Source organism: Streptomyces sp. NPDC053542 (genome assembly GCF_044544685.1).
Classification (GTDB): Bacteria; Actinomycetota; Actinomycetes; order Streptomycetales; family Streptomycetaceae; genus Streptomyces.
In genome coordinates, this window is sequence record NZ_JBITXL010000010.1 from 259,939 (window position 1) to 280,387 (window position 20,449).

Annotated in this window: 15 protein-coding genes; 8 read left to right on the forward strand and 7 right to left on the reverse strand. The window is 73.6% G+C overall.

The genetic code is table 11. The features are described from left to right. Positions 1-74 precede the first annotated feature (74 nt). The 6 genes from ACIGXO_RS27250 (at position 75) to ACIGXO_RS27275 (ending at position 10,188) form a co-directional block, all read left to right on the forward strand. Positions 75-4,922 (forward strand): hypothetical protein, encoded by a 4,848-nt coding sequence (locus ACIGXO_RS27250; RefSeq protein WP_399791981.1) that lies wholly within the window; start codon positions 75-77, stop codon positions 4,920-4,922. A gap of 5 nt (positions 4,923-4,927) precedes the next feature. Further along, positions 4,928-6,610 carry a hypothetical protein gene (locus ACIGXO_RS27255; protein ID WP_399791983.1) on the forward strand — a complete coding sequence of 561 codons (1,683 nt, stop codon included), beginning with the start codon at positions 4,928-4,930 and terminating at the stop codon, positions 6,608-6,610. Between the two features lie 206 nt (positions 6,611-6,816). Further along, on the forward strand, positions 6,817-7,278 hold the full coding sequence (locus ACIGXO_RS27260) for a nuclear transport factor 2 family protein (protein ID WP_399791985.1): 462 nt from the start codon (positions 6,817-6,819) through the stop codon (positions 7,276-7,278). Between the two features lie 176 nt (positions 7,279-7,454). Then, entirely contained in the window at positions 7,455-8,093 is a 639-nt protein-coding gene (locus ACIGXO_RS27265; RefSeq protein WP_399791987.1) for an HD domain-containing protein, read from the forward strand. Continuing rightward, a complete protein-coding gene (locus tag ACIGXO_RS27270; protein WP_399791989.1) occupies positions 8,081-9,106 on the forward strand; it encodes a GlxA family transcriptional regulator in 1,026 nt (341 codons plus the stop codon). The genes ACIGXO_RS27265 and ACIGXO_RS27270 overlap by 13 nt, the downstream gene beginning before the upstream one ends. A gap of 461 nt (positions 9,107-9,567) precedes the next feature. Further along, complete coding sequence (locus tag ACIGXO_RS27275) at positions 9,568-10,188, forward strand: hypothetical protein (RefSeq protein WP_399791991.1); 621 nt, start codon at positions 9,568-9,570, stop codon at positions 10,186-10,188. Positions 10,189-10,224: 36 nt separating this feature from the next. On the opposite strand, the gene ACIGXO_RS27280 is transcribed toward ACIGXO_RS27275, so the two are convergent. After that, positions 10,225-10,701 (reverse strand): DUF6314 family protein, encoded by a 477-nt coding sequence (locus tag ACIGXO_RS27280; protein WP_399791993.1) that lies wholly within the window; start codon positions 10,699-10,701, stop codon positions 10,225-10,227. 313 nt (positions 10,702-11,014) lie between these two features. Between ACIGXO_RS27280 and ACIGXO_RS27285 the strand changes: the two genes are divergently transcribed. Then, positions 11,015-13,435, forward strand: a complete 2,421-nt coding sequence (locus ACIGXO_RS27285; RefSeq protein WP_399791995.1) for an SCO7613 C-terminal domain-containing membrane protein — start codon at positions 11,015-11,017, stop codon at positions 13,433-13,435. 48 nt (positions 13,436-13,483) lie between these two features. Here ACIGXO_RS27285 and ACIGXO_RS27290 read toward each other — a convergent pair whose 3' ends face one another. The 6 genes from ACIGXO_RS27290 to ACIGXO_RS27315 all read right to left on the reverse strand — a co-directional run bounded on the left by ACIGXO_RS27290 (position 13,484) and on the right by ACIGXO_RS27315 (position 19,270). After that, on the reverse strand, positions 13,484-14,230 hold the full coding sequence (locus tag ACIGXO_RS27290) for an ABC transporter ATP-binding protein (RefSeq protein ID WP_399791997.1): 747 nt from the start codon (positions 14,228-14,230) through the stop codon (positions 13,484-13,486). Between the two features lie 54 nt (positions 14,231-14,284). After that, positions 14,285-15,130 carry an ABC transporter ATP-binding protein gene (locus ACIGXO_RS27295; protein WP_399791999.1) on the reverse strand — a complete coding sequence of 282 codons (846 nt, stop codon included), beginning with the start codon at positions 15,128-15,130 and terminating at the stop codon, positions 14,285-14,287. 3 nt (positions 15,131-15,133) lie between these two features. Continuing rightward, positions 15,134-16,024: an ABC transporter permease gene (locus ACIGXO_RS27300; protein WP_399792001.1), complete on the reverse strand. Its 891-nt coding sequence runs from the start codon at positions 16,022-16,024 to the stop codon at positions 15,134-15,136. A gap of 6 nt (positions 16,025-16,030) precedes the next feature. After that, positions 16,031-17,080 carry an ABC transporter permease gene (locus ACIGXO_RS27305; RefSeq protein WP_399792003.1) on the reverse strand — a complete coding sequence of 350 codons (1,050 nt, stop codon included), beginning with the start codon at positions 17,078-17,080 and terminating at the stop codon, positions 16,031-16,033. A gap of 13 nt (positions 17,081-17,093) precedes the next feature. Then, positions 17,094-18,647: an ABC transporter substrate-binding protein gene (locus tag ACIGXO_RS27310; RefSeq protein WP_399792005.1), complete on the reverse strand. Its 1,554-nt coding sequence runs from the start codon at positions 18,645-18,647 to the stop codon at positions 17,094-17,096. Between the two features lie 206 nt (positions 18,648-18,853). Next, complete coding sequence (locus tag ACIGXO_RS27315; RefSeq protein ID WP_399792171.1) at positions 18,854-19,270, reverse strand: winged helix-turn-helix transcriptional regulator; 417 nt, start codon at positions 19,268-19,270, stop codon at positions 18,854-18,856. Between the two features lie 115 nt (positions 19,271-19,385). Here ACIGXO_RS27315 and ACIGXO_RS27320 point away from each other — a divergent pair, with 115 nt between their 5' ends. Continuing rightward, entirely contained in the window at positions 19,386-20,282 is an 897-nt protein-coding gene (locus ACIGXO_RS27320; protein ID WP_399792007.1) for a zinc-binding dehydrogenase, read from the forward strand. Positions 20,283-20,449 lie beyond the last annotated feature (167 nt).

Below are 20,449 nucleotides of genomic sequence, written 5' to 3' on the forward strand. Positions count from 1 at the left end.
CCGTACGCAGTGCCGGTTGCGCTCCCGCGCCCCCTTCGCTTTCTCCCCGCACGCCACCTGGACGGACGACGCAGATGACCACGCCACCGCCCCCTGCCTGGAACCTTCCCACCACACTGCCCGTGGTCCTGCTGCCCGTCCGGCTCGAGACCCGGTTCACCGCCACCGAACTCCTCGTCCGCGTCTATCCGGACGAGATCCACATCGACACGCACGAGGCCCCGCTCACCGCCGACGAGGAGCTGTACGGCCACCGTTACTGGCAGGGGATCTGGGCCGCGCGCGGCGACGGCCCGGCCGAGCGGGCCGCCTGGGACGAGCTCGCGGACCGGTTCGGTGTCGAGCGGGCCGCCTGGATCGCCCGCTCCGTGGAGCCGGTCAACCCCTTCGACCAGCCGGGCATGGGCGGCGCCGACGGCTCGCCGCGCTTCCCGGAGCTCGGCGAGGGCAGGACCGCGAGCTGGACGAAGCGGCCGGCCGCCCGTGCCCTGCCCACCCGCTGGTACGTGGTCGGGCACCCCAAGGACCCGGCCTCGCCCGTCGTCACCCGGGTCTCCGCGCCGGTCGGCGGCGCCACCCCCGGCCCCCTGCCGGTCGGTCCCGCGCCCACCGCCGACCTCGAAGACCTCGACCCCGCCGCACCGCCCACCGACGAGGCCACCCGCTGGCTGGTGGACTTCGCCGCGGCCGAGGCGATCGGGATGGCCGTGCGGCTCCCCCGCGGCACCGGCTACGCCCGCCTCTTCGCGTACGGCGTCCTGGAGGGCGAGCCCACCGCGGCCACCGCCGAACTGACCGCGCTCCTCGAAGCGCAGTACTACACGCGGGGCATGGGCTTCGTGCCGCCCGGTGCACCGACCAACAACACGGCCACCGCCACCTCCCGCTACAGCCGCCGGGACCCCGGGCACCGCGCGGCGTACCAGGTCCGGCACTTGGAGAGCGCGCCCATCGACCCCGACACCAACGCCGTCGTACTGACCCGGGCGTTGGGTCTGCCGCTGACCGCACCGACCGGCGGACCGGCTCCGCTGGCCCGGGCCCGGGACGCGCTCCGCCGCGACCAGGCCGCGGCGCGGGACATGGCCACCGCCCTGTGGGGCGCCACCTGGGGCTACTTCCTGAGCCAGTTCGGCGAGGACCGCTTCCCCGAGGAGAAGGTGCGCGGCGCGCGCGAACACGCCCGCCGCTTCCTGCGGCCCGGCGGTCCGCTGCCCGCCCTGCGCATCGGGAGCCAGCCGTACGGTGTGCTGCCGGTGCTGCCGCTGGACCGCTGGACCGACCTGGAGGGCACCGGCCTCGGCACGCTGCGCCTCGACCCGGCCGTGCCCGGCTTCCTGCGGACCCTGCGCGACCGGATCTGGGCCCCTGCGGCCGACGACCCCGGATCGGTGCCCCGCATCACCCGGGGCGCCGCCGCGCAGAGCACCGTCGCCGAGATCCTCGGCATGGCCCCCACCGCCCGCCGGATCCACGCCCGCAGCGCGCTGGGCACCGAATACGTGGCCGCGCTGTGGCGGTTCGGCCCGCTCTCCCTCAACGACGAGTGGCGCACCGGCCTGGCCGCGCAGATGCGCGACCTGGCGCGCCGGCTCTCGCTGCCCGCGTGGGACTACGGACCGGGCCGGGTCCTGTACGCCAACCGGGCCTGGCCCCTGGACCATCCGTGGACGCACGCCCCCGAGGGCACGCCCGGCGGCACGCCCGCCCAGTACCTCGCTGCCCTCGCCGCGCCGCTGACCCCGCCGGCCTGGGCACGGGTGCCGCCGGACGGGGCGCGCGAGAACCTGCCCTGGGCCCGCTGGTGGCACGACCTCGGCGCGACGGGCGGCGACCCCGCGGCCCAGGCGCTGACCACGCCGCTGCTGTACCGGCTGGCCCGGCACTCCCTGCTCGCCGAGTACGCGCGCGCCGTGGACCTGGTACTCGGCGCCGGACCCGCCGAGCGGCGCGAGCCGGAGGTGGTCGACGCCGACGAGAAGGACCCCACCGCGACCGTATGGCGCCGCGCCAAGCGGCCCCGGCCGGGCGGCACCGGCACCGTGGACGCCTACCTGTGGACGCCGGAGGCGAAGGCGCGCCCCGAACTGCAGCCCCTGCACCAGACGGTGGCCGCCCTCAAGGCCCTCGCGCCGCTGCCCGCCGAGGACCTGGAGCGGCTGCTCGCGCAGAACCTGGACGCCACCTCGCACCGGCTCGACGCCTGGATCACCTCGCTCGCGACACGCCGGCTCGCCTGGCTGCGGCGCCCGGGGTCCCCGTACCCGTATGGCTGCCACCTCGGCGGCTACGGCTGGCTGCTCGACGTGACGCCCCGTCAGCAGCAGCCCGTGGAGGTGCCGCCGGAGCGGCGTCCGGAGGGCGAGGTGACCGACCCGCTGGCCCCGCCCGGCACCGGCGCGCCGTGGAAGCTGTACGAGGCGGCCGAGACCGCCGGTCCGATCCATGCGCCCTCGCTCGCCCAGGCCACCACCGCGGCCGTGCTGCGCGCCGCGCAGCGGGCCCACGGCGACCTGCCGGACGCGCCCACGGCGATCGACCTGCCCTCCGCACGGGCCCGCACGGCGACCTGGCTCCTGGACGGCGTCCGGCAGGGGCAGCCGCTCGGCGCCCTCCTCGGCTACCGCTTCGAGCGGGCCCTTCAGGACCACCCGATCCGCACCCTGGCCTCCTGGACCGACCGCTTCCGCGCGCTCGCGCCCACGACCGCCACCCATGTCGACCACGACGGCACGGTCAGCGAGACCGTCGCCGCGCACGACGTGACCGACGGCCTGCGGCTGCACCGGCTCCGCGCGGCGGGCCGGCTCGACCTCGTCCGCGACGTCGGGGTGCCGTCCGGGGCGACGGAAGAACTCGCCGCGCTCACCTCCGTACTGGACGAACTGGACGACGCCGTGGACGCGGTCGCCGACGCGCTGCTCGTCGAGGGGGTGCACCAGGCCGCGCAGGGCAACCCGCTGCGCGCCGGGGCAACGCTCGACGCGATGGGGAACGGGGAGGCGCCGCCGCCGGAGCTGGAGTCGCTGCGCACACCGCGGACCGGTGACGCGATCACGCACCGGGTGATCGTGCTGCTGCCGGAGCCGGGGGGCGCGTCGGGTACGGCCTCTTCCGGCGCGACCGCGTCCGGTGCGGCTGCGTCCGGTGCGGCTGCCTCGGCCGGGCTTGCGCTCGCCGGCCCGGGGCCCGGCGCCGGGGACACCCCGCCGATCGTCGTCCTGCCGCCGACGGACGACGGCACCGACGACGGCAGCGGCGACGGCCCCGGCGGGCCGCCCGGTGGGGACGGGCCCACCGACGAGGTACCGGACCCCGGTACCGGCCCCGGTACTGACCCTGGCACCGGTCCCGGCACTAACACGGGTGGCTGGGCGCCCGACCCGCTCACCCAGACCCGTGCGCTCGCCGAGCCCGCGCTCGACGCCTGGCTGACCGCACTGCTCCCGGCGCCCGCCACCGTCACGTACCCCGTGCGCCTCACCGACGGCACGCTCCGGACCGTTCCGCTCGCCGGGAACCCGCTGTCGCCGCTGGACTGGCTCGCGCTCGGCCTCGGCCCGGAGGCGCTGCCCGGCTCCGACCTGGAGCGGCACCTGCTGCTCCACGCCGACCGGCAGTTGGCCGCGCACGAGCCGGGCGCGGCCCGTCCCACCGCCGTACCGGCCGACGCGGAGCAGCTCGGCACGCTCCTGGAGGCGGTCCGGGCGGTGCGCGAACTGGTCCGTACGGCACGCCCGTTGCGGCCCGCGGACCTCGCCCTGCCCGAGACCGTGACCGAGACCGGAGCCGGGGCCGCGACCGGAGCCGGGGCCGCTTCCGAAGAGCCCGGAAGCGGGCCGGACGACGCCGCCCTGGAGCCGCGGGCCACCGCCGTCCGCGAGGTCGTAGCGCGGGCCGTCGCCGACCTCGCCACCCCGGCCGACGCGCCCGCCGCCACTCGCGTCGAGCGGCTGCACCGGGGACTCGCCACCGCGAGCCTGCTCGGCGTGCCCGCGGCAGCACCGCCGCTGCCGCCCCGGCCCGGCGCCACCACGGCCGAACTGGCCGAGCACGGCGCACTGCTCGCCTCGCTCGCGGCGGCCGTCGCTCCCGAACTCGCCCGCCGCATCGGCCAGTTGACCGCCCTGGACACGGCCCGCGCCGACGGCACACTGCCCGCGGGCGCGTGGGCGCGCGAGGTGCTCATGGCGCTGCTCGGCAGCGACCTGGTACTGCTGCCCGCTTTCGCCGCCCCGGCGCCCGGGCCGCTCACCGACTCCCTCGCCCACGCCGACACCCTGCTCGACGGCGATCCGCACGCCCCGGCCGGCTGGCTCACCCGGCTGGGCCGCGTCCGGCGCGGGGTCGAGCGACTGGTCACCACCCTCGGCTACGCGGAGGCCCTGGAGAGCGGCGACGCGCTGACGGCCGTCGTCGCCCAGGCCCCGTACACCGTCTCCGCCGACCCCGCCCGCGCCGAGCGCTGGGCGGCCCTGCCCACGGCGACCGGCCAGAGCCCCGGCCCGCGCCTCTCCCTCGTCCTCCACACCCCCGCGGGCACGGCCGACCCGGCCGCCGTCCTCTCCGGACGGCTGCGCGGGCTGATCGTGGACGAGTGGACGGAGGTGGTACCCCGTGACCGGCAGACCACCGGGGTCGCGGTGCACATCGACGCGCCGGACGCGGCAGCGCCGCAGACGGTACTGCTCGCCGTCCCGCCGGACGCGTCCCCGGTCTGGACCCCGGACCTGCTCGGCGCCACCGTCGGAGCGGCCCTCGACCTGGCCCGGCTGCGAGCCGTGGACTACGAGGCGCTGCACCCCGACAGCCCCACGGCCGTCGCCGACATCGGCCAGCTCGCCCCCGCCGCGCTCCTCGCCATGAACACCCGGCCCGAGGACGCGGTCGCCACCGACTTCACCCGCGGCTTCCCGAGGTAGACACCATGCCTTCGATCACCAGCTGGACCCGGCTCGAACCCCGTGCCCGCACCGGCGACCTGCGTCCCTCCCTGGAGGGCCAGGTCCACGACCCCGCCTGGATGCTGGCCCGGCAGTGGCAGCTCGGCGAGTTCCTGGGCGATGACGCCGGGACGCCCGTGTGGGTACGGGTGCGCGGCCACGCCGACCGGATCACCCGCTACCGGCCGGGCCGCGCCGCGGGCACCGGCACCGACTACGACGGCGTCACGCCCCTGGAGGCGCTGGTGGAGGCCGAGCCGGACGGGCCGCGCGCCACCTCGTCCGACCTCCGCTCGGGCGCCGAGGCCGGCCAGCACCTGCTGCGGCTGCTGCGCTCGGCGGACCTGCCCGCCGATGCGGTGGCCGAGGCCGTCGGGATGCTCCTCGACGACTTCCCGCTCACCCTCACCGGCGAGGAAGGCACCGTCGACGCCGCCACCACCCGCTACCTCGGCGTGCTGCGCGGTCGCGTACCGGACGGGCACGCCCTCGCGTTCACCCTGCACGCCGCCCCGCCGGTCCCGGAGGAGCCGGGCTGGGGGCTGCCGCCCGCCGCGTACCCGGTGTTGCGTTCCTGGCTCGACTGGTACGACGCCCGCCACCTCACCGCCGCCGAGGGCGACCCGTCCTGGGACGCCCGCCGCCTGGAACACCGCTTCTCGGTGGGCCTGTCGGAGTCCGGGACGCAGACCACCCTCACCGCACCCGCCTATCAGGGCGGCACCCTGGACTGGACCGACTTCACGGCAGGCGGGGACACCGGGCTGGAGGCGCCCGCCGACCGCGAGCCGCTGCTCGCCACGGCCTTCCCCGCGCCCGTACGGTTCCCGGGCATGCCGGCCCGCCGCTACTGGGAGTTCGAGGACGCACGGGTGGACCTGGGCGGTGTCGAGGCCGCGCCCTCGGACCTGGCGCGGATGCTGGTCGCCGAGTTCGCCACGGTGTACGGCAACGACTGGTACCTGGTACCGCTGGACGTGCCGGTCGGCAGCCTCACCACCCTCACCTCGGTCGTGGTCGGGGACACCTTCAGCTCGGCGCTCGGAGGCCCGACGCTGCTGCCCGCGCCCGGCGCGGCCGCGGGTGACGCGCACTGGTCGGTGCACCGGCTCAGCACCGAGGACGGTGGCCGCCGCACCGGCCTGTTCGTACCGCCCGTGACCACCGGCGCCCTGGAGGGGGAACCGGTCGAGGAGGTACTGCTCGCCCGGGACGAGGGCGCCAACCAAGCCTGGGCCGTGGAGCGCCGGGTCCCCACCCCGGCGGGCGGCTCCCTGGACCGCACGCGTACGGAACCGGCATCGCACCCCGCGCCCGCCGCACCCGGCGGAACCGCCGTCTACCGACTCGCGACCGACGTACCCGCACACTGGTTCCCCCTGCTGCCACGCGAGCCGCGCCCCGGCGCGTACGTCCTGCGCCTGGGCCAACTGAACGGCCCGGACGGCGAACCACTCCTCCCCCTGGGCCGGCTGCTCGCACCGGGCCTCCCCAACGCCTACGACCTGTTCTCCGAGGAGGTACCGCGCGAGGGCGTCACCCTCACCCGGTCCCACCAGTACGCCCGCACCCGCGACGGCGGCAGCGTCCTGTGGACCACCCGCCGCGCCCGCCCGGGCCGCGGCGAAACCTCCTCCGCCCTCCGCTTCGACCACCTGGAGGAGTAGCGCCCGGACTTGCTGCGGGGGAGGAGGACCTGGCCCGGTTCGAAGCCGATGTCGTAGACGGCGAGAAGGACGGCTCCGGTAGAGCCGTTGTCGCATGAGCCCTCCTTGCCGGACGCCGTGACGGGGCGCGGCAATCATGTTCGTTTGCGCGAAGTACCGTAGCCGAGTCGAGAGAGAACGGCCGTTGCCCATCTGAGGAGATCGCAGTGCCGGAAGACCGCCCGCCCTATCCTCCGTTCACGCAGGAGACCGCCCTGCGGAAGGTCCAGGCGGCTGAGGACGCGTGGAACACTCGCGACCCCCAACGCGTGGCGCTGGCCTACACGCCGGACTCGCAGTGGCGGAACCGGGACACGTTCCTCAGCGGCCGCGAGGAGATCGTCGCCTTCCTGACGCGGAAGTGGCAGCGCGAACTGGACTACGCACTGCGCAAAAGCCTCTGGGCGTTCCACGAGGACCGGATCGCCGTGCGGTTCCAGTACGAGTGGCACGACGCGCAAGGCCAGTGGTGGCGCAGTTACGGCAACGAGCTGTGGGAGTTCGACACGGCCGGGCTCATGCGACGCCGCGAGGCGAGCATCAACGACGTTGCCATCGCCGAAGCCGACAGGCGTATCCACGGCCCTCGGCACCCGGACGAGTACGGGGTCGACATCCCGCTCCGGTAGCGCCCGCCGCACCCGCTGCATCCGCTGCATCCGCTCCCCACCATCGGCCGGCAGGACGATGTCCGTATCTGTGGGACAGGTGGCGCTGCAGACCTGGTGGCCGGTGCGCCGGGGCGGCGAGACTCGGTCCTGCCGGGAATCGGGCAGGACCGAGACATAAGGACAGGTGAGTGGCCATGGCTAAGGATGAAGCCGGGGTGCGGGTGCCGGACACCAAGCTGGCGCGTGAGGCGACCGAGCTGGTCCGCGAGAGCACCAGCGAGCTGATCTACCACCACTCACGGCGGGTGTACTTCTTCGGCAGCCTCCAGGGCCGCAACCGTGATCTCAGCTTCGACCCCGAGCTGCTGTACATCGGCGCGATGTTCCACGACCTGGGGCTGAACGAGGAGTTCCACACCAGTGGGCGCCGTTTCGAGGTGGACGGTGCCGATGAGGCGCGCCGCTTCCTTCAGGCGCGCGGGGTGCCGGAGGACAGTGTGCGGCGGGTGTGGACGGCCATCGCCCTGCACACCACCCCCGGCATCCCCGAGTTCATGGAGCCGGAGGTCGCGCTGGTGACCGCCGGGGTGGAGTACGACGTCCTGGGCCTCGGCTATGCGGACATCTCCGCCGCGCAGCGCGAGGAGATCGTGGCCCTGCATCCGCGCCCGGACTTCAAGAAGCGCATCCTCGGTGCGTTCACCGACGGCATCCGCCACAAGCCGGAGACGACCTTCGGCAACGTCAAGGCCGATGTGCTCCAGCACTACGTGCCTGGATTCCAGCGCGGCGACTTCGTGCGCACGATCCTGGATTCTCCGTGGGCGGAGTAGCAGGCGCCGCACCGGGTACGGACGGCCGGTCCATGGTGATCGTGGCCTTCGATCAGGTACAACTCCTGGACGTGAGCGGGCCGTTGGAGGTCTTCACCACGGCCAATCGTTATGGCGCCAGCTATGACGTGCGCGTCGTGTCCCCCACGGGACTCGACGTGCACACCTCCAGCGGATTGCGGATCGGGACCACCTCCCGCCTCGCGCAGCTGCCCCAACACGTGCACACACTGCTGGTGCCCGGCCGCAGGGACTGGCAGCGGGCCACCGCCGACCGCGAACTGATGTCACTCGTCAGCGGTCTCGCCGGCCGGGCGCGGCGGGTGACCTCGGTCTGCGCGGGCGCGTTCCTCCTGGCCGAGGCCGGCATCCTGGACGGCCGGCGGGCCACCACCCACTGGGAGCTGGCGCCGCAACTCGCGACCGCCTACCCGCGCGTGCGAGTGGAGCCGGACCCGGTCTTCGTACGCGACGGCCGTGTGGCCACCTCCGCCGGTGTCACCGCGGGAATCGACCTGGCCCTCGCGCTGGTCGAGGAGGACCACGGAGCGGATCTCGCGCGGGAGGTGGCTCGCCAGCTGGTCGTCTTCATGGCCCGCCCCGGCGGACAGTCGCAGTTCAGCGTGCGGATGACCGCGCAGCAGTCCCGGCATCCACTGGTCCGCCGGGCGATGGACGAAATCACCGCGGACCCGTCGCTGCCGCGCGGCACCGACGCGCTCTCCGCGGGGCTCGGCATCAGCGCCCGGCATCTGGCCCGCCTCTTCCGCCAGGAGACGGGCATGACGCCCGGACAGTACATCGACGCCGTCCGGGTGGAGGCAGCCCAGGCCCTGCTGTCCTCCGACACCGCCTCGGTGGAGGAGGTCGCGCAGCAGGCCGGATTCGGGTCATCGGAGACGATGCGGCGCGCGTTCCAGCACGCCTTCGGCGTGTCCCCCACCGTCTACCGCGCCCGCTTCCGCACCACGGCTCCTCCGTCCGCCTCCCCCGTTGCCTCACTCCCCCGCTGAGGTTCGGGCGGCGGCGTACACTCTCGCCTCCGGCGAGGAACGCGCGCGGCTGGCCGAGTGGGTTTCGGCGTACAAGGAACTGCGTTCCCTGCTGCACACGGGCACCGTCGTACATGCCGACCACCCCGATCCGGCCCTGTGGCTGCACCGCGTCGTCGCGCCCGACCGGTCCCGTGCCGTCTTTGCCGTGGTGCAGACGGCCACCGGCGTGCAGTCCCCGCCCGGACGCGCCCGGACGCGCCCGTCCGCCCGGGCGGATACTGGCCACCGCCGGCGTCCAGGCCCACCCCGTCAGCTGGAGTGAACCATGACTCGTGCAAGAGGCAGGGCAGCCGTCTCCTGGGCGGCCACGCAAGAAACGGAACCCTCGCATTAGCGGTCCGTTAGTGGAACACCAACACGGTCCCCGAAGCTGATCTTCGTCCGGAGAGAGACGAGAGAACAGAGCAACGGGAGACCCGATGAACACCGCCACCACCACCGCCACCCGCCGCTTCCGCGGCCGCGCCGGCCGTCGCATCACCGCCGCCGTCGTCGTCGCCGCGGCGCTGGGCCTGGGCGTCACGGCCTGCGGGGAGGGCTCAGGCGCGGCGGGCGCCGCCGGCTCCTCGGCCTCGGCCACGACCCAGCCCACGAGCGACTCCGCCTCGGACAGCTCCAACTCGGGCAAGTCCGCCTCGCAGGGCGAGAACGGCGGCAAGTCCGCCACGGCGCCGTCCGCCGCCGGCACCGGCAGCGAGTCCGCCCCCGCCGGGGGCGGTGTCGCCAACGCGGGCAACCACCGCACCATCGTCGGCAAGCTGGAGTACCTCGCGCCCGGCAAGCTGATCGTCAAGCCCGAGGACGGCGGCATGGACCAGGCATTCCTGGTCTCCAACGCCACGCGGATCCTCGGCGCGGCCGCGATCTGCTCCGCCGACCCCGACGACGGCGTCTCCCTCGGCGACGACGGCTACGGCACCGCGAAGTGCACCGTCGAGCAGCTGGAGAAGGCCGCGAAGACGAGCAGTGTGACCGTCCGCGTCACCATGAGCACCAAGTCCGGCGGTGCCGAGACGGTCGAGGAGAAGTACCACCCGTAAGCCCCGACCGCACCCACGACACCCACGACACCCGCGTCACGCGGGTCCGGTGGGCCCTCCGCCCCGCCGGGCACGGCGATAGACCGAGGTAAGAAGCTGGTTCTTGGCGGGGCCGCTGACCGCCCAGCGCAGGTGCCACTCGTCCGGCGACAGCACGGTGAACGTGCCTTCGTACCGGTCGGCGGCACACTGATGCACGGCCGTCCAGCGGCCGCTGCGCAGATCCAGCAGGTGGAAGGGGCGGCCGTCCGCGAAGGACACCTCCGCGGTGCCGTCCGGGAGCGGCAGCATCCGCAGCGTCCGGCCCGCGTCGCGCGTCACACCGCCCCACTCCACGACGCCTTCCTCCACATGCAGCCACCCTTCGTCCGCGTCCCCGGCACGGAACTCCGCCCGCCCGGTGAAACGGCCGGTATACCCGCCGCCGCACAGCTCACGCTCCACGCTCCAGCCGCCCGCGAGGTAGGCGAGCGCGTCGGATACGGGGTACACGGTGGTGCTGGACGACGACATGACCACAGTTTCGCACTGCCGACCTTGAGTACGGGTACTCATGCCGCGGCCGCTGGACCCACGGATACTCGCCGCCATGCACAGGGAATCGCCGGGTTGTCCGGACTGCGGAATGCCGCTGGGGTCACCGCCGCCCGCTTGGTGCGGCCGTTGCCGGCTACCCCTGAGCGGGCCGGACGCCGAGGCGTTGTGGCAGGTCACACAGGAGTTGCACACGCTGGACGCACGCAGGCGCTGGCTGGTGCAGCGGCACGGCGAGCTGCTGGCCGCGTTGCGGGGACGCCGGGACGCGCCTGCGGGGGTGTCTGGGGGCGTGCCCGCAGGCAGTGGCACGGCAGGCGGCGCGGCGGGTGGTCCGGCGCGGGAGGTCTCCGCGCCCTCCGCGCGGACCGCGCTGCTGGTCGTCGGTGGCGTGCTGGTGGTCGTGGCCGCGTTGGTGTTCACCGTGGTGAGCTGGGGCCGGCTGGGCATCGGCGGGCGGGCCGCCGTACTGCTCGCGGTGACCGCGTGCGCGCTCGCCCTGCCCCGTCCGCTGCGGCGGCGGAAGCTCACGGCCACCGCCGAGGCTTCGGCCGCGGTGGGACTCGCCCTGGTACTTCTGGACGCCTACGCCGCCCGGGAGGCCGGACTCGGCGGTCTGGACCGCATGGGGACGGCGGGCTACTGGGCGGTGGTCACCGCGCTGACGGCGGTGGGAGCGGCGGTCTACGGCTGGTGGCAGCGGCTCCGGCTCCCGCTGCCCATCGCCGTCCTGCTGGCCCGGCTGCCGGGCCTCCTGGGCGTCGCGGCCCTGGGCGGCGGGCCCGAGGACTACGCGACCGCGATGATTGCCACGGCCGCGGTGGACTTCGCGGTCTCCACCACTCTGGGCACAGGGATGCTGCGGGCAGTCGGCGGTGGATGGGCGCTGCTGGGCGGGGCGCTCGCGGTGGCGCACGCGGTGAGCGTCCCGTCGCCGGCCGAGGTGGTACGTGCCTGGGTGCCGTTGGTTCTGCTGGCGTTGCTGGGTACGGCACTGTGCCGCGGCTTCCGCGCGCTGCCGTTCGCGTGGCGTTCCGGCAGCGAGGGCGTGGCCGTCGTGGCGTTGGTCGTGGCCGTCGGAGCCGGCTTGCGATGCATCGCGCCCGCGGGGTGGGCCGTGGCCGGATACGCGGCACCGGCCGCGCTCGTCGCGGTGTGGGCTGCGGTGCGCTGTGCGCGGCGCGGCCGGTGGGCGAAGCCTGCGGAGAGCGGCCCGTCCACACCGCCGCGCGAGGCCGCGGCCGCGGTGGGAGAGCTGATCGCCGGCTCAGCCATGCTGCTGCTGACCGGTGTTGTGGCACTGCCGGAACTCGCCCACGCCCTCGCCCGGCCCGCCCTCCCCGGAATGGCGCTCTGGCTCGACGGTCGCGCCACGCAGTGGAACTGGCAGCTCGCGACCGCGCCACTGGTCGTCCTCTGGCTGGCCGTCTCCGTCCTGACCACCATGGCCGTACTGCGCGCCCGCACCATCGGCGACGGTCACACGGACCAACTGACGCCCACGGACCAACTGGCACACGCACTGCGCAACGCCGCAGCACTGGCGGCCGTCCCCGCGCTGCTCCTGCTGCCGGTGGCACTGGGCCTGCCGTACGGCTGGGTGCTGGCGATCGCCGCTGCGGCATCCGTCGCCCTGACGCTGACGATCGTACGGACGACGGTCGTCATGCGCCGGTCGCCGGAGTCCACACTCGTACCGAGGCTTGCAGTACTGTCCGCCACCGACGCACTCGCCCTCCTCTGGTCATCGGCCGACCGGGTCGCCGTGCTCACGGTATGGGCCATCTTCGCCGCGTCGGCCGCCGTACTCGCCCACGTCCTTGCGACGCCGAACGCATCGAACACACCGAACGCACCGACCGCTCCTGCCGCCCGGCCCGCCGAACGCGCGACGGCGCGCATCGCGGGTGCCTCGGCCGTCCTCGCCCTGGGCGTCGAGGCGGTCGCGGCCGGAATTACCGCTCAATTGCCCGCGCACGTCACCGCGTTCGCGGTCCTCGCGGCAGCCGTCGTCGCCGCCGGCGCGGCAGCGGCATGGCACCGGATCCCGGGGCGCGGGCAGGTCTCCACGGCCGTCGAGGGCACCGGGTACCTCCTTGCCGTCATCGCCCTCGCCCTGACCGCCCTCCACCCCGATGCACTGAGCCTCGCGCTCGCCGTGACCGGGGTCGCGGGCCTGGCCATCGCACTGCGCCCGGACCGCCGCCGCGCCGCACTCGTAGGAACCGCCCTGCTCATCGCCTCCTCCTGGGTACGTCTCGCCCTGGCGGACGTCACCTCGCCCGAGGCGTACACACTCCCGGTCACGGCGGTAGCCCTGGCCATCGGCCACCGACGCCGCAAGAGCACCCCTGGTACGAGCTCCTGGGCCGCCTACGGTGCGGGGCTCAGCGCAACCATGCTCCCCAGCCTCGCCGCCACATGGAGCGACGAGAACTGGGTGCGCCCGCTGCTCCTGGGCACAGCGGCCCTGCTCGCCACCGTTGTCGGCGTACGCACCCGCCTGCAAGCACCGCTGGTCGTCGGCAGCGGCGTACTCCTGCTGGTCGGCGCGCACGAACTCGCCCCGACCGTGGTCCAGGTACTCGGCCTCCTCCCCCGCTGGGTACCACTGGCCGCAGCCGGCCTGCTCCTCCTACTCCTCGGAGCCACCTACGAAAAGCGACTCACCGAAGCCCGCCGCCTGCGCGACACAGTCCGCAACATGGGCTGACCCGCCCGCGTTTCTACAGAATCACGAGACGCATCGGGAAGCCCGGATTCACGGAGGAAGGCGCGGTACCGCGTCCCGCAGGCTCCGGGTGGCCGGGTGGTGGGGTTCTCGTAGTACGTCGGGGAGGGGGCCCTGGTCCACTATGCGGCCGTGGTGGAGTACGGCTACGTGGCGGCAGAGTTGTTCCACTACTGCGAGGTCGTGCGAGATCAGCAGTAGGGAGAGGCGGTGTTCGGTGCGGAGGGTGTGGAGGAGGTCGAGGATGCGGGCCTGGACGACCGTGTCCAGGGCGCTGGTCGGTTCGTCGAGGACCAGGAAGCGCGGCCGTACCGCGAGGGCGCGGGCGATCGCCGCGCGCTGGCGCTGGCCGCCGGAGAGCTGGTGCGGGTAGCGCGCGGCGTGCTCGGCGCTCAGGCCCACGTCGGACAACAGCTCGGCGACGCGGCCGCGTTCGGTGCCGCGTGGCACCATCCGGTGCGCCCGCAGCACTTCGGTGATCGCCGTGCCTATCCGCATCCGCGGGTCGAGGGCGCCCTCGGTGTCCTGCACGACGATCTGGACGGCGCGGCGGTAGGGGCCCGGCTGCCGCATCGCACCGATGTCGGCACCGCGGAAGAGGACCGTGCCGTGTGTCGGGGTCACCAGTCCGAGGAGGCATCGGGCCACCGTTGTTTTGCCCGAACCGCTCTCGCCTATCAGCCCGAGGCCGTACGGGCCTTCGGGCAGTGTCAGGTTCACCCGGTCCACCACGGCCGTGCCCTCGTACACCACTGTCACGTCGCGCGCCTCAAGCACCAGCCGCCTCCTCGCCGCGCGTCTCAAGCACCGGCCGCCTCCTCGTCACGCGCCTCAAGCACCGGCCGCCTCCTCGCCGCTCCCCTCGCCGGGCCCGGGTGCCGCCGGGGCACCCAGCCGGGGTGCCGCCGCCAGCAGGCGCCTGGTGCAGTCGGTCCGCGGCGCCGCGATCAGGTTCGCGGCGGGGCGGTCCTCGATCACCCGCCCCTGGTGCAGCACCGCGATCCGGTCGCACAATCCGGCCAGCAACGCGAGGTCGTGGCTGATGAAGAGGACGGCGGTGGCATGCGCGGCGCGCAGCTCCGCCAGCAGTGCGCAGATCTCCGCCTGGACCGTCACGTCCAGTGCGCTGGTCGGTTCGTCGGCGATGAGCAGCCGCGTCCGCAGGGCCGACGCCAGGGCGATCGCGACCCGCTGGAGCTGACCGCCGGAGAGCTGGTGCGGGTAGCGGGTGAGGTGTTCGGCGGGCAGTCCCACGCGTTCCAGTGCGGTGGTGGCGCGGCGCCGGGCTTCGGCGCGGGTGCACCCGTGCAGCCGCAGCGCACGCAGTACGGTCGCCCCGACCGGCAGTACCGGACTGAACGCGGCGGCCGGGTTCTGCGGAATCAGCGCCATGGTCGAGCCGCGCAGCCTCCGCAGCCGCCGTTCCGGTGCCGACACCAGCTCCTCGCCGGCCAGCCGGATGCTGCCGGTCACCCGGGCGCCCGCATGCCGGGTCAGGCCCAGCACCGTCAGCCCGGCCGTCGTCTTGCCCGCCCCACTCTCCCCGGCGATGCCGATGAACTCACCGCACTTGACGGTCAGTTGGTCAATGTGGACCACCGGCGCGCTGTCGGCTGTGCCGTACCGCACGCGCAGGTCGCGCAGTTGGAGGAACGGGGCGTCGTCAGCGGTGGTCATCGGTCAGATCCGGGTGGTGTGCCGGGGGTCGAGGCGGTCGCGCAGGGCGTCGCCGAGCAGGAAGCACAACGCCGCGACCACCATGATGGCCAGGCCGGGGAAGGTGCCGAGCCACCAGTGGGTGGTGAAGTAGTTCTGCGACTGTTCCACCATCAGCCCCCAGTCGGGCGTCGGCGCCTGCGGGCCCAGGCCGAGGAAGGACAGCCCGGAGGCGACGAGGAGGACCCCGCCGACATCGGTCGACGCCTGGACCAGCAATGGGGTCGAGGCGTTGGGCAGGACGTGGCGGAGCAGGATGCGCCGGTGGCCGAGCCCGAGGGCGCGGCACGCTTCGATGTACGCGCGTCCGGTCACCGAGGCGGCCTCGCCGCGCACCAGCCGGGCGTACCACGGCCACCAGGTCACCGCCAGCGCCACCGTCAGCCCGGTCGGACCGGGAGTCAGCATCGTGGTCAGGGCGAGCGCCAGTAACAGCGCCGGCACCGCCAGGAAGACATCGGTGAGGCGCATCAGCAGCTCGTCGAGCCATCCGCCGGAGACCCCGGCGACCAGCCCGATCGCGGTCCCGACCAGCAAGGAGACCCCCACGACCGCCACCGCGACCACCGGGCCGATCCGCGCGCCGTACACCACGCGGGAGAACACGTCGCGGCCCAGCTCGTCGGTGCCGAACCAATGGGCGGACGAGGGCGGACGCAGTGCCTGCGCGGTGTCGGTGGCGCCGGTCGCGTGCTGCGGGTACGGGACCAGCAGGGGGGCGAACAGCGCCAGCGCCGCGATGAGCACCAGGCCGCCGAGGGTCAGTATCAGAGTCCACCGGCCGCGCAGCGCACCGGGCGCCCAGTGGGTCCAGTGGGTACGGAAGAAGCGCGAGAGGGAAGGCAATGCCGTCATACGCGGTCACCACAGCCGGATTCGCGGGTCTAGGGCGGCCTGTGCCAGGTCGACGGCCAGGTTGGCGGCGAGGTAGAGCAACGCCACCAGGAGGGTCACGCCGACGACGGCCGGTGCGTCGAGCGACTTCACCGCGTCGACCGCGTACAGCCCGAGCCCCGGACAGTCGAACACCGCTTCCACCAGGAAGGTGTTGACCAGCGAGTACCCGAAGACCAGCGCACTGAGCTGCAGTACGGGGTTCCAGGCGAGCCGCAGCGCGAAGCGGCCGAGTACGGCGCGCTCGGGAAAGCCGAGGGAGCGCACCATCTGGATGTGCGGCTCGCCGAGGGCGTCCAGGACACCGGCCCGCACCAGGCGGGCGGCGACGGCGGCCGGATAGCTGGCCACCACGAGGGCGGGCAGGATCAGATGGCTGAGCAGACTGGCGGCCGCCGCCCCGTTGCCGGTGAGTACGGCGTCGAGCAACGGCAGCCCGGTGACGGCGGTCACCGGGTGTGCGGCGAGCACCGTGCGGTCGTAGCTGCCCGCGATGGGCAGCAGCCCGAGCCGGCCGGCGAAGAACATCTGCAGCAGCAGCGCCAGCCAGAACACCGGCATCGAAGCGCTCAGCAGTGCGCCGGTCCGCACCAGCGCGTCGGGGAACCGCCCGTACCACCGTGCTGCGGCCAGCCCCGCGGGCACCCCCACGACGAGCCCGATGAGCAGCCCGGCGAGCACCAGTTGCAAGGTGCCCGGCAGCAGCCCGAACAGGTCGCTCCGGACGGGGCGGTGGGTGTGCACCGAAATCCCCCAGTCGCCGCGCCACACACCTGCCACGTAGGTGATGATCTGCTCGTGGACCGGGCGGTCGAGGCCCAGTTCGGCGCGGACGCGGGCCCGCTCGGCGGCCGAGGCGTGGGGACCCGCCCACACACCGGCCGGGTCGCTGGGCACCACGCGTGCCATCAAGTACGTCAGCACCACCACACCGAGGGCGACCAGGACCGCCAGCCCCGTACGGCGGGCGGTGTAGCGCAGCACCGGCATTGCCCGGCCGTTCCCGGTGCGCACCATGTCCGCCTCCGGCCTAACGGTGGGTGAGGTCGTGGACGAACACGACGTTGGCGTAGGCCGGATTGTCGGTGAATCCCTTGACGTCGCTGTTCAGTACCCGCTGATAGACCGTGGTGCCGAGGAAGAGGACGAGCGCGTCGTCGATGACGATGTCCTGCATGGTGCGGTAGGTCCGCACGGCCCGGTCCGGGTCGGTGGCGGTGAGTGCGCTGACACTGTCGATGAGCCGGTCGAGCCGGGGGTTGGAGTAGTAGGCGAGGTTGTAGGAGATCTCCTTCTCGGTGCGGAAGACGTTGCGGTAGAACGACAGCGACTCGGGGTCGTCCGGCCACCAGTACATGACGAAGATGTCCTGGCGCTCGTCGGGGTCCTTCCGCTTGGCGAGCGGCCACTGGGCCGATGACCACTCCAGGCCCTTGACCCGCAGATCTATGCCCAGCGGGCGCAGCTGAGCCGCCATCAGGTCGCCGAGGGTGCGGATGGTGTCGTCGCCCGCCGGATAGGTCATCTCCAGTTCGACGGTCCGGCCGCTGCCCGGGCCGTATCCGGCCGCTGCCAGCAGCTTCCGCGCACGGCTGCGGTCACCGGGGCGGTCACCGGGCAGGTCGGGGTCGGTGGTGTGGCCGAGCAGGCCCGGCGGGATGATGCCGTCGGAGGGCACGAGCGCCCCCCTGCTCGCGGTGATCAGCTTCTCGTAGTCGAGCGCGTTCACGACGGCCCGGCGCACCCGTATGTCGTCGAGCGGTTTCTTCTCGGTGTTCAGCAGGCCGATGAGGGTCTGCCACGAGGGCCGTTCCCGTACGGTGACGCCCGGCCGGCCGCGCAGCGTGTCGATCAGCTGCGGCGGCAGCCCGCCGGCGTAGTCGCCCTCCCCCGAGCGCATGAGCTGCGCCGCCGTGGACGACTGCGGCACCGCCTGGAAGAGCACCTTCGTGTAGCGGTTGCCGCGCCAGCCGCCCCAGTAGTCCTTGAAAGCAGTCAGCTCCACCTCGTACTCACCGCCGGGCCGCCACGCGCTGATGGTGTACGGGCCGGTGCCCCGGCCCGTGGCCCGGTAGTCCGCGGCGTCCTTCCTGACTTCGTAGATGTAGGCCGTGTACGTGGCGGAGGCGATGACGTCCAGCGGCGCCGGGCGGGACAGCTCGAAGCGGACCTTCCGGGTCCCGAGCGGGACGATCTTCTTGACCGGGTCCCACACGTAGGAGGCGCTGGCCTTCAGTTTCATGGTGCGTTCGATGGCCGCCTTCACCGAATCGGCGGTGAGCGGGCGCCCGGAGTGGAACCGGACGTCGTCCCGCAGGGTGAACGTCCAGGTCTTGCGGTCCTTGGACGACTTCCACCCGGTCGCGAGCACCCCCTCCGTTCGGCCGGTTTTGGCGTTGTAGCGGGTGAGGGTCTCGTACACGTTCGACAGGACCACTACTTCGTCCGAGTACGAGCGGGCCGGGTCCCATTCAGTGACGAGGCCCCTGCTGGAGAGGTACACGAAGGTGTCGTCGTCCTCGGCCCTGTCGCCCCCGCCGGAGCAGCCGGCCGCCGCGAGCGACAGTGCCACGGCGACGGCCACTCCCGTGGCGTAGGGCTGTAATCGCACCCGTGGGCGGCGGTGCGCGGGGCGGAGAGCGAGGAGGGGCCGCAACGCCATGATCGAGCCTCCCGGAACAGTACTGTCAGGTACTCAGCGCCGGTCCTGCCGTGGCGCCAGCATGGCACGCGGCGCACTTGACCGGCAGGCGTGCTCCAAGCCGTTCCGGGAGCGGGGTGCGGGCGGCTTCAGGACTTCCTGGCGGCCTGCTCGTCGAAGTGGGAGCGGTTCCGGGAGATCTCGTCGTGGTGGGTGCCGGCCCAGTCGATCAGCGCGGTGACGGCGACGAGCAGGGTGGCACCCAGCTCGGTCAGTGCGTACTCCACCCGCGGCGGGACCTCGGGGTAGGCGGTCCGGGTCACCAGACCGTCGCGCCGCAGCTGGCGCAGGGTGTGGGTGAGCATGCGCTGGGAGATGCCGGGGATGGAGCGCTGCAGGTCGGTGTAGCGAAGGGGGCCGTTCTCCAGCGTGCCGATCACGAGCACGGCCCACTTGTCGCCGGCCCGCTCGACGATCTGCCGGATGGTCTCCCCCTGCTCCGCCGGCCAGCGTGAGCAGGGCCCGGGGGGAACCACCGGCCGGTCGGTCCGCGGCTCGGCTTCCATCCCGGCCTCCGTTCCGTTGCGCACACGGGTGTGCCTTTTGTATCGCCTTCCATTCTCACCCACCATGCGGTTACGCACGGAACGTAAGAAACGACGTCGGAGGAAGATCATGCTCATGCGCGCCGCGACAGTCTCCCGCTTCGGCGGCCCAGAGGCCGTCGAGATCACCGAGCTCCCGGTGCCCGTGGCGGGCCCGGGACAGGTACGGGTCAAGGTCGCGGCGGCCGCTGTGAACCCGGTGGATGCCGCGATGCGTTCCGGTGTCTTCGGTGGCGACGGTGAGCGCATCGGGCTGGGCTGGGACGTCGCCGGCACCGTCGATGCCGTCGGCGAGGGGGCTGACTGGTCGGTCGGTGACCGTGTCTTCGGCCTGGCCACCGGCCACCGCACTCCGCTGGGCACCCACGCCGAGTACGCCGTGCTCGATGCGGACGCCATCGCGGCCGCACCCGCCACTCTGGACGACAGCCACGCCGCGGCCCTCCCCCTCAACACACTCTCCGCGCTCCAGGCACTGGAGCTGCTGGCACTGCGCCCGGGGCAGAACCTGCTGGTCACGGGGGCCGCCGGCGGGGTCGGGGCACACGCGGTGGAACTCGCGCACCACCGAGGGCTGAAGGTCACGGCACTCTCCTCCGCACGCGACGAGGAGTTCGTCCACTCCCGGGGCGCCGACCACTTCGTGGCCCGTGGACAGACGCCCACTCCTGCCGGCTTCGACGGTGTGCTCGATGCCGCGGTGCTGGGGCGCGACGCGCTCGCCCCGGTCCGCGACGGCGGTGGCTACCTCGGCGTGTGGCCCGGCCAGGAGCCCGCGCCCGAGCGCGGCATCCGGATCGACGCCCTGGACGTACGGGCCGACAGTGCACAGCTGGCGGTACTGGCCCGCCTCGCCGACACGGGTGCGCTGTTGCCCCGCGTCGCACAGACCTACCCGCTCGACGCCGCGGCCACGGCCCACGCGCGGCTGGCCGAAGGCGGCCTGCGCGGACGCATCGTCCTCGTGCCCTGAGGCTCCCCAACACCGGGGGTCAGCCTCCGTACGGGCTCCCGCCGGTCGACCACAACTCGCCGAAGCCCTCGCCTACGCCCACATCGACATCCGCCGGGGATCCACCCTGCGGAGGCTCAGCGGCGTCCTGCCCGCCGAGTAGCGCCGCTCCGGCCAGGCCCACCGGG